This window comes from Cupriavidus sp. Met-2 (assembly GCF_049843575.1).
Lineage (GTDB): Bacteria > Pseudomonadota > Gammaproteobacteria > Burkholderiales > Burkholderiaceae > Cupriavidus > Cupriavidus metallidurans.
This window is the reverse complement of the sequence record NZ_JBBHZL010000017.1, coordinates 54152-63527: the sequence shown is the minus strand read 5'-3', so window position 1 is coordinate 63527 and position 9376 is coordinate 54152. Positions and strand designations below refer to the sequence as shown.

Sequence of the window (9376 nt, the reverse complement as noted above, 5' to 3'; positions counted from 1 at the left end):
ACCTGACTCTGCGCGTCGCCGTGGGAAGCCGCGTATCGGGGCTCAATACGGCAGCAGGCCGTGCCTACCTGGTGGCATTGCCGCCAGCCGAGCAGCGTCAGGCGCTGACGGCATTCCGCACGGACGAGAAGGTCGCCCCTGCCGAAGCAGAAGCCATCCTCGCGAACAGCCGTGACGAGCAACGCCGGCTTGGCTGCACCACGTCGTTTGGTGAATGGCTGCCCGACATCAATTCGATCGCCCACGCGTTTCGGCCGGGTCCCTCATTGCCCCCGATGACGCTGAGTTGCAGTGGCCCCAATGCGATCGTGCCGCCAGCCCATCTGCTGGAGAAAGTGCGTCCGCTGCTGCGTGACCATATCCGCAAGATCGAAGCCGCGTTCGGTGTCACACGGTAACGGAGCGCAACACTGACGGGATGGGAAACGGTTGCGGGCACGCCGCACCGGAATGCCGTACGATGCGGGTTTCCCGCTATCAACCGGACCCGGTTCCATGCCCCATCTCGTCATCGAACTCACGGAAAACACCCGTCTGACCTGCTCTCAAGAGGAGCTGCTCGACGAGGCGAACGCCGCGCTGCTGTCCAGCGGCCAATTCCAGGAACCCGATATCAAGTCGCGCTGCGTGACGCTCTCCACCTATCGCCAGGGAACGGAGAACGTGGACCGCGCGTTCGTCCACGCCACGCTGCAGATCCTGGACGGCCGTGATCAGGCTGTGCGCAAGGAACTCGGCCAGCTGGTGTGCAATGCGATCTCGGAAATGGTCCGCCCCGGCGCGTCGGCGCAAAGCGTTCAGGTGTCTGTGAACGTCGTGGAAATGGAGCGCGCGACGTACTCCAAGCAGATCATTGGCGGCTAAGCCTGGCGATCTTCCGCCTCTCCCCCACCTGCGGGAGAGAGGCGACACCCCTCAACAAACCACCACTCAGGTCACCGGCGCCGGATTGAACAGCGCCAGCGCGTTATGCAGCTTGTGGTGCTCGGCCCAGGTCTGCTTGCGGCCGCTGGCCACGTCGATCATCAGGTGGAACAACTCCCAGCCCACATCCTCGATCGTGGCTTCGCCCGTGGCGATGCGGCCTGCGTTCACGTCCATCAGGTCGTGCCAGCGGCGCGCCAGATCGCTGCGCGTTGCGACCTTGATCACGGGCACCTCGGCCAGACCATACGGCGTGCCGCGCCCCGTCGTGAAGATGTGCAGGTTCATGCCGGCAGCCAGTTGCAGCGTGCCACAGATGAAATCGCTGGCCGGGGTCGCCGCATAGATCAAGCCCTTCTGCTTGACCTTCTCGCCCGGTGACACCACGCCCGAGATCGGCGCGCTGCCCGACTTGACGATCGAACCCATGGCCTTTTCCACGATATTCGACAGGCCACCCTTCTTGTTGCCTGGCGTCGTGTTGGCGCTGCGATCGACGCGACCACGGTCCAGATAGCGGTCGTACCAGTCCATTTCCCGAATCATCGCTTCGGCCACCTCGGGGGTAGCGGCACGGGCGGTGAGCTGGTCAATACCGTCGCGGACCTCGGTCACTTCCGAGAACATCACGGTCGCGCCGGCGCGCACGAGCAGGTCTGTGGCAAAGCCGACAGCCGGATTGGCCGTCACGCCGGAGAACGCATCGCTACCGCCGCACTGCACGCCCACCACCAGTTCCGATACGGGCACCGTCTCGCGCTTGCGGGCATTAAGGGTCTGCAGATGGGTCTCGGCCATCGCCATGATCGAGTCGATCATCGACGCGAAACCCACGTGTTTGTCGTCCTGCAAGCAAACCACGCCCACCTGCACCTCGCCGGCGCCGGTCTGGATCGGGATTGTGCCCGGCGGCATCAGGCGTTCCGGCTGCAGCTTCTCGCACCCCAGGCTCACCATCATGGCGGTGCCGCCGAAGTTCGGATTCAGCGCGATATTGCGCAGCGTGCGGATTGGCACGATCGCGTCGGGCGCGTCGATCGCCACGCCGCAGCCATAAGTGTGTTCGAGGCCGATCACGTCGTCGACGTTCGGATAGCGCGGCAGCAGCTCGGTCTTGATCCGGTGCACCGCGTGCTCCACTACGCCGGACACGCACTGCACCGTGGTCGTGATCGCCAGAATGTTGCGCGTGCCGACCGATCCGTCCGGATTGCGGAAACCCTCGAACGTATAGCCTTCCAGCGGCGGCAGCGGCTCGGGCACGCGTGTGCCGATCGGCAGATCGGTCAGTCCCGGCGCGGTTGGCATTTCGATCACGCGCTCGTTGACCCACGCGCCGCGCGGCAGGTCCTGCAAGGCGTAGCCGATGGTCACGTTGTAGCGCGTAACCGCGTCACCTTTCTTTAGATCCACCAGCGCCACTTTGTGGCCCTGCGGCACGCGCTCCACGAGCGTCAGACCGCACGGGAATACTGAGCCGGCTGGCAGCCCGCCGTCGTTGGCGACGATGGCCACGTTGTCATTGGCGTGAATGCGGATGTAGAGCGGCGCGCGTTCGGCGGCCTGGCCCTGCGCGTTTTGTACCGACAAGTCCGACATGTTGGGGATTCCTTCCTTATTGGGGGTGCTTCAGCTCGACGCGGCGAATGTCCTTGACGATCACCAGATAGCTCAGCACGGTGACCAGGGCATTGATACCCACGAACACCAGCGCGCCGTTGAACGAGCCTGTCGCGCTCAGGATATAGCCGATCACGATCGGCGTCACAATGCCGGCGATATTGCCGAACGTGTTGAAGATGCTGCCCGCCAGGCCGATCACTTCCTTGGGCGCAGTGTCAGCCACCACGGCCCAGCCCAGCGCGCCGATGCCCTTGCCGAAGAACGCGAGCGCCATGATGCCCACCACCAGCCATTCGGCATCCACGTAGTTGCAGGCGATCATGGACACCGACAGCAACATGCCCGCCACGATCGGCACCTTGCGGGCGATGGTCAGCGAGTAGCCGCGGCGCAGCAAGTGGTCGGAGATCACGCCGCCCAGCACGCCGCCGAGAAAACCGCAGATGGCCGGCAGGGACGCGACGAAACCCGCCTTCAGGATCGACATGCCGCGCGCCTGCACCAGGTACACCGGAAACCACGTGAGGAAGAAGTACGTCAGCACGTTGATGCAGTACTGGCCCAGATAGACCCCGGCCAGCATCCGGTTCGACAGCAACTGCCGGGCATAGAACCAGCCAGCGGGATTAGCGCCCTGCTTTGACTTGCCTGCCCCTTCATTCATGTGAATCAGGCCACCGCCCTGCTCGATGTGCTCAAGTTCCGCGCGATTCACAGCCGGATGCGTGACCGGGCTGCGCATGACCTTGAGCCAGAGCATCGCCAGCAGCATGCCCATGATGCCCATCCACAGGTAGACGTGATGCCAGCCCATGCTGTGAACGATCCATGCCATCAGCGGCGTGAACACCACGGCGGCGAAGTACTGCGCGGCGTTGAAGATGGCCGACGCGGTGCCGCGCTCGGCGGTCGGGAACCAGCTTGCCACCACCTTTGCATTGGCCGGGAATGCCGGGGACTCGGCCAGGCCCACGGCGAAACGCAGCATGAAGAGCGCCGTCATCGTTGCTCCCATCGAGGCGAAGATGCCGACCCACCCCTGCAGCAGCGTGAAGAATGACCAGAGGAAGATGCTCACGGCATAGATGCGCCGGGCGCCAAAGCGATCGAGTAGCCAGCCGCCAGGAATCTGCGCCATCACGTACGACCAACTGAAGGCCGAGAAGATATAGCCCATCTGGACGGCCGAGAAACCGAATTCCTCGCGCATCGCGGGCCCGGTAATCGACAGCGTGGCACGATCCGCGTAGTTGACCGTGGTCACGATGAAAATCAGCGCGAGAATCCAGTAACGGACATTGGTGCGCCGCGCGGTGGATGCGGCTGCAGCGCCTGTGGTGGGGGTGGCATTCATGAGAGGTCTCCTCACAGCCCTGGTTCCTGGATGCGGGAGTGCTTCTGGACCGGCTTGAGATATGTCGTCATACGACTTGAATTATAAGAACGAGGCTCGAATGAATGCAGTGCGCGTTTACCCCTACTCCGCGCATTCTCCGACTCCGTAGTCCGACACATATCGCCCTCTTTCAGCCTGTTTACGGGCTCTCAGGGCAATTTTCTCTTCAGGCCGTCACTTTCCATTTGAGCGCAGGCGTGCTTCCGAAGCAGTCAAACCCGGGGTTTTCCCTCGGACTTCCCTGTCGATGCTTGCGCGCTTTTCGCTAAAGTTGTACGATGACTTATCTCGAAGCCATCGACCAGATGGAACGAGGCCATAACCCACCTTGTTCCCCACCAACCGCCATCTGCCATGTGGCGATCAGGAAGCGTGACATGACTACACCGCAAGAACTCAAGCAGATCATCTCGGAAGGCCTGCTCTCTTTCCCTATCACCGATTTCGACGCGCAAGGCAACTTCCGCCCCGATACCTATATCGAGCGCCTGGAATGGCTGGCGCCCTACGGTGCGTCGGCGCTGTTTGCCGCCGGCGGCACGGGTGAGTTCTTCTCGCTGACGCAGCAGGACTATTCGAACGTGATTCGCACCGCGGTGGAGACCTGCCGGGGCAAGGTACCCATTCTTGCCGGCGCCGGTGGCGCGACTCGCGTGGCGATCGAATACGCGAAGGAAGCCGAGCGCCTGGGCGCCCACGGCGTGCTGCTGATGCCGCACTACCTGACCGAAGCCAGCGAAGAAGGCATCGCCAACCACATCGAAGAGGTTTGCAAGGCGCTGAAAATCGGCGTGATCGTCTACAACCGCGCGAACTCCCGTATCGGCGCCGACCTGCTGGAACGCGTGGTCGACCGCTGCCCCAACCTGATCGGCTTCAAGGACGGCGTGGGCGAGATCGAGGCGATGGTGCGCGTTCGCCGCAAGCTTGGTGATCGGCTCGCATACCTGGGCGGCCTGCCTACCGCCGAAGTCTATGCCGCCGCCTACAAGGCGCTGGGCGTGCCCGTCTACTCGTCGGCCGTGTTCAACTTCATCCCGAAGACCGCGATGGAGTTTTACCGCGCGATTGCCGCTGACGACCACGCCACGGTGGGTCGCCTGATCGACGATTTCTTCCTGCCGTACCTGGACATCCGCAACCGCAAACAAGGCTACGCGGTGTCGATCGTCAAGGCTGGCGCCAAGCTGGTTGGCCACGATGCCGGTCCGGTGCGCGCGCCGCTGACCGATCTGACCGAAGACGAAATGGCACGGCTGGATGCGCTGATCCGCAAGCTCGGACCGCAGTAAGTTTCTCAGGTCGTCACGTTGAGAGTTTGGACAGAGCCGATTCGTCGGCTCTTTTTTTTACGCGTCGCCAAATAAAAAAACGCCAACCCGCGAAGGGTTGGCGTTCTGCCTGAAGCTTGCTTAGGAGTACGACCCAGATCAGAACTGGTTCATCGTGTTGTCCTTGCCAGCCGCCTTCAGGGCAGCTTCGCCGCTGAAGTATTCCTTGTGGTCGTCACCGATGTCCGAGCCGGACATGTTCTGGTGCTTGACGCAGGCGATGCCCTGACGGATTTCCTTGCGCTGGACGCCGGCCACGTAGCCCAGCATGCCCTGGTCGCCGAAGTATTCCTTGGCCAGGTTGTCGGTCGACAGCGCGGCGGTGTGGTACGTCGGCAGCGTGATCAGGTGGTGGAAGATACCGGCTTCACGCGAAGCATCGGCCTGGAACGTGCGGATCTTCTCGTCAGCGATCTTGGCCAGTTCGCTGTCGTCGTATTCCACGCTCATCAGCTGGGTGCGCTCGTATGCCGACACGTCCTTGCCCGCGGCCTTCATCGCGTCGTAGGCCTGCTGGCGGAAGTTCAGGGTCCAGTTGAACGACGGGCTGTTGTTGTACACCAGCTTGGCGTTCGGGATGACCTTGCGGATTTCGCTAACCATGCCACCGATCTGGGCGATATGCGGCTTTTCGGTTTCGATCCACAGCAGGTCGGCGCCGTTCTGCAGCGCGGTGACGCAATCCAGCACGCAACGTGCTTCGCCCGTGCCGGCACGGAACTGGAACAGGTTGCTCGGCAGACGCTTCGGACGCAGCAGCTTGCCGTCGCGCTTGATGATGACATCACCGTTGCCCAGTTGGTCAGCCGACAGTTCCTCGCAATCCAGGAACGAGTTGTACTGGTCGCCCAGGTCGCCCGGGGTGGCGGTCACGGCGATCTGCTTGGTCAGGCCTGCGCCCAGCGAATCGGTACGGGCCACGATGACGCCGTCGTCCACGCCCAGTTCGAGGAAGGCGTAGCGGATCGCGCGGATCTTGGCCAGGAAGTCCTCGTGCGGCACGGTGACCTTGCCATCCTGGTGGCCGCACTGCTTCTCGTCGGACACCTGGTTTTCGATCTGGATGCAGCATGCGCCGGCTTCGATGAACTGCTTGGCCAGCAGGTACGTCGCTTCGGCATTGCCGAAACCAGCGTCGATGTCGGCGATGATGGGCACCACGTGGGTGACGTGGTTGTCGATCTTTTCCTGGATGGCGGCTTTGGCGACACCGGTGGCGGCATCCAGTTCGCGGAACAGGCCGCCCAGTTCCCGTGCGTCAGCCTGGCGCAGGAACGTGTACAGCTCGCGGATCAGCGCGCTGACCGAGGTCTTTTCGTGCATCGACTGGTCCGGCAGCGGGCCGAACTCGGAGCGCAGCGCAGCGACCATCCAGCCCGACAGGTAGAGGTAGCGACGCTCGGTGCTCTTGAAGTGCTTCTTGATGGAAATCATCTTCTGCTGGCCGATGAAACCGTGCCAGCAACCGAGCGACTGGGTGTACTTGGAAGGATTCGCATCATAGGCGGCCATGTCGGCGCGCATGATCTTGGCGGTGTACTTGGCGATGTCCAGACCCGTCTTGAACTTGTTCTGGGCACGCATGCGAGCGGCATACTCGGGGTTGATGGCATTCCACGCGCTGCCGTGTTGCTCTTTCAAACCAGCAACTGCCTTGATGTCGTCTTGATACTGAGCCATACGAGTTTCCTAAGAGTGAAGCGTGTTTGAAGAAGTGTTTGCCTGTGCCGCTACGGGTGTCGAAGCAAGCAGCGTGGAAATAATTGTAGGGGGTTTTTGATGCATTGCGGCAAGGTCTTATATAAGACATAAGAGTTAATTTATCCTTATTTTTCAAAGATATAAGCTCTATTTTTTGCGATGTGGAACGAGTTTTCGGAGAACGAAAAGAACTCGGCGGTGAAAATTTCCGGTGATTTCGCAATATGAAATGTGCTTTCAGTTCCCGGGGAAAGGGTCGCCGCAGATGGCTGGCGCACTGATATAGATGCATCTGGGTCCTTCAGACGCAGTTGAAGGACGGTGTCATGCGCCAGCGGAGATGTCGATGCTCCGTGCGAGAATCCTTTTGCTTGCCGATCAGAGCCACATGACGCGGCACTTCTCGAAGACATTCGGACTGACGCCAGGGCGCTGGCTGCAAGTCGCCGGGTACATGCAACGCGGCTGAGCACACCCACGATCGTTCAATACCGTCGCGCGGATCGTGCGTAAGCTCGAATCGTCAACATTTGAGCGGAGAGAACGATGCCCCAAGCCCCCAAACATCCCACCATGCATGCCGACCGTGGCCAGTGCCGGGCCATCGACCTGATCGACAAGATCGCGCTGATCGACGGTCACTGGCAACCGCGCGTCGTCGCTGAAATGAACGACTATCAGTTCAAGGTCGTGAAGGTCGAGGGAGAGTTCCAGTGGCACCGCCATGTCGACACCGACGAAACCTTCATCGTCCTGGAAGGAGAACTGCGCATCGACGTCCGGGCGGGACCCACGGGCGACGGGTCGATCGTGCTGCGTGCCGGGCAGATGGCGGTGGTGCCGAAGGGCGTCGAGCACAAGCCCTGCGCGAACGCGGAAGTCAAACTGCTGCTGATCGAGCCGCGCGGCGTGGTGAACACGGGTGACGGTGCGGCGGGCGAGCGCACCGTCGAGAACGACCAGTGGATTTGACCCGCCCTCCGGCATTTGTCGGGGCGGTACGATGTTGTAACCCCGCGGCGACTACAACCACCGCCAGATGCCCGCCGCAATCGCGGCGAGCGGCAGGTGGGCCCAGGTCGCCGCGAGCCAGACGATAAGCCCACCAAGGAGCGCGTGCGAGCCAAATCCGGCCAGCCGAGCCCGGCCGGTGACGATCGCCGCAAATGGAAGGTAGCTCGTCTTGGCCTCCCAGTCCGGCCAGCGGTCTGGCAGCAGCCGTTCCTTTTTCTGGTCCTGCAATGCGGCGCCTACAAGGGCGAGCACGATCATTGCCAGCGCGACCACGATGTTCCTCGTCACCGGATACACAGCGATATGGCACACGCCCCAAAGCGCGAAGGCCCACATCATCGGATGACGCGTCACCGCAAACACGCCGCGCGCAGCCTCCGGGAAGGCGCCCGGGCGGCCAACCGTGGGCAACGCCGGATTTCGGATCAGGGATCCCATCAGCAGGATCGAGGCGATCAGCATGACCACCGTCACCACCGCCCAGATCCCGTCGCCAGGCACCCACAGCGGTGACGAAACCGGCGCTCGCTTGTAGGTCATCACCATCCACCCAAGCGTCAGGAAGGCGACCAGCGAATAGATGCCGAGAAACCCCTTTTCGCCGACCGCGCGAACCAGCGCTCCCCGCAACGGATGAGACAGCAGGAAATGACTGCCCACGAAGGCGACTGACGCCACCACCACCGCACCAATACTTCCCATTGCCCGCCTCCCACGATCTGGATGATTGGTTGACCGTATTGCAGTATGGTTGATGTCCACCGCGAGAGCATCAATGAGGAAAACTGCATGACCATCTCCGTCCGGACCGAGCGTCCCGAGGATGTTGAAACCATCGCCCAACTCACGGAAGCGGCGTTCAGGGGCGAGACCCACTCGAGCCACACCGAAGCCTTCATCATCAACGGCTTGCGTCGTGCCGGATGCCTGACGCTCTCGCTGGTGGCGGAGGATGAAAGCGGGATCGTCGGCCACGTTGCAGCCTCGCCCGTCACCATTTCCTCCGGCAATTCGGGCTGGTATGGCATTGGGCCAGTCTCGGTATTGCCAGATCGGCAGCGCAGGGGCATTGGCTCGGTGCTGATGCTGGCGGCGCTTGATGAGTTGCGACGCCTTGGCGCACGCGGTTGCGTCGTGCTAGGTGAGCCTGCCTATTACGGCAGATTCGGCTTCCAGGCCGATTCCCGGCTGGTGTTGCCCGGCGTACCGCAGGAGTATTTCCAGACCCTTGCCTTCGGGCCCGACGTGCCGGTAGGCACCGTGCGCTATCACGATGCATTCGACGCCACGGAGTAGCCGTCGCCCGCGCCAATCTGGTGAATCGGGGCGCGCGCCGGCTGGCCCGAATCCTGCGTCACCTACGATCGAAGAGTAGAAGCGTTCAACC

Annotated in this window: 9 protein-coding genes; 5 read left to right on the top strand and 4 right to left on the bottom strand. The window is 62.1% G+C overall.

Translation table 11 applies throughout. The features are described 5' to 3' along the window. Positions 1 to 398 (top strand): IclR family transcriptional regulator domain-containing protein (locus WD006_RS27300; RefSeq protein WP_425648331.1); only part of this gene is annotated, 398 nt, incomplete at its 5' end. A gap of 97 nt (positions 399 to 495) precedes the next feature. Then, on the top strand, positions 496 to 864 hold the full coding sequence (locus WD006_RS27295) for a 5-carboxymethyl-2-hydroxymuconate Delta-isomerase (protein ID WP_024569392.1): 369 nt from the start codon (positions 496 to 498) through the stop codon (positions 862 to 864). 66 nt (positions 865 to 930) lie between these two features. On the opposite strand, the gene garD is transcribed toward WD006_RS27295, so the two are convergent. Further along, complete coding sequence (gene garD / locus WD006_RS27290; RefSeq protein ID WP_008651306.1) at positions 931 to 2523, bottom strand: galactarate dehydratase; 1593 nt, start codon at positions 2521 to 2523, stop codon at positions 931 to 933. 16 nt (positions 2524 to 2539) lie between these two features. Beyond that, positions 2540 to 3901 carry an MFS transporter gene (locus tag WD006_RS27285; protein ID WP_008651304.1) on the bottom strand — a complete coding sequence of 454 codons (1362 nt, stop codon included), beginning with the start codon at positions 3899 to 3901 and terminating at the stop codon, positions 2540 to 2542. Positions 3902 to 4320: 419 nt separating this feature from the next. On the opposite strand from WD006_RS27285, the gene kdgD reads away from it, so the two are divergent. Then, on the top strand, positions 4321 to 5235 hold the full coding sequence (gene kdgD / locus WD006_RS27280) for a 5-dehydro-4-deoxyglucarate dehydratase (RefSeq protein WP_011519170.1): 915 nt from the start codon (positions 4321 to 4323) through the stop codon (positions 5233 to 5235). A 138-nt stretch (positions 5236 to 5373) separates the two neighbouring features. Here the strand turns inward: kdgD and WD006_RS27275 are convergent, their stop codons facing one another. Further along, entirely contained in the window at positions 5374 to 6954 is a 1581-nt protein-coding gene (locus WD006_RS27275) for an isocitrate lyase (RefSeq protein ID WP_029306335.1), read from the bottom strand. A 567-nt stretch (positions 6955 to 7521) separates the two neighbouring features. On the opposite strand from WD006_RS27275, the gene WD006_RS27270 reads away from it, so the two are divergent. Continuing rightward, entirely contained in the window at positions 7522 to 7947 is a 426-nt protein-coding gene (locus WD006_RS27270; protein ID WP_011519172.1) for a cupin domain-containing protein, read from the top strand. Positions 7948 to 7998: 51 nt separating this feature from the next. Here WD006_RS27270 and WD006_RS27265 read toward each other — a convergent pair whose 3' ends face one another. Next, on the bottom strand, positions 7999 to 8691 hold the full coding sequence (locus tag WD006_RS27265) for an NnrU family protein (protein ID WP_011519173.1): 693 nt from the start codon (positions 8689 to 8691) through the stop codon (positions 7999 to 8001). Between the two features lie 87 nt (positions 8692 to 8778). Between WD006_RS27265 and WD006_RS27260 the strand changes: the two genes are divergently transcribed. After that, positions 8779 to 9285: a GNAT family N-acetyltransferase gene (locus WD006_RS27260; protein WP_011519174.1), complete on the top strand. Its 507-nt coding sequence runs from the start codon at positions 8779 to 8781 to the stop codon at positions 9283 to 9285. The last annotated feature ends 91 nt before the right edge of the window (positions 9286 to 9376 follow it).

What these genes read in the sequence shown, in the direction of transcription:
- WD006_RS27270 (WP_011519172.1), top strand. Translation starts at nt 7,522, where the DNA reads ATGCCCCAAGCCCCCAAACATCCCACCATGCATGCCGACCGTGGCCAG.
- WD006_RS27295 (WP_024569392.1), top strand. Translation starts at nt 496, where the DNA reads ATGCCCCATCTCGTCATCGAACTCACGGAAAACACCCGTCTGACCTGC.
- WD006_RS27275 (WP_029306335.1), bottom strand. Translation starts at nt 6,954, where the DNA reads ATGGCTCAGTATCAAGACGACATCAAGGCAGTTGCTGGTTTGAAAGAG.
- WD006_RS27260 (WP_011519174.1), top strand. Translation starts at nt 8,779, where the DNA reads ATGACCATCTCCGTCCGGACCGAGCGTCCCGAGGATGTTGAAACCATC.
- WD006_RS27265 (WP_011519173.1), bottom strand. Translation starts at nt 8,691, where the DNA reads ATGGGAAGTATTGGTGCGGTGGTGGTGGCGTCAGTCGCCTTCGTGGGC.
- WD006_RS27285 (WP_008651304.1), bottom strand. Translation starts at nt 3,901, where the DNA reads ATGAATGCCACCCCCACCACAGGCGCTGCAGCCGCATCCACCGCGCGG.
- kdgD (WP_011519170.1), top strand. Translation starts at nt 4,321, where the DNA reads ATGACTACACCGCAAGAACTCAAGCAGATCATCTCGGAAGGCCTGCTC.
- garD (WP_008651306.1), bottom strand. Translation starts at nt 2,523, where the DNA reads ATGTCGGACTTGTCGGTACAAAACGCGCAGGGCCAGGCCGCCGAACGC.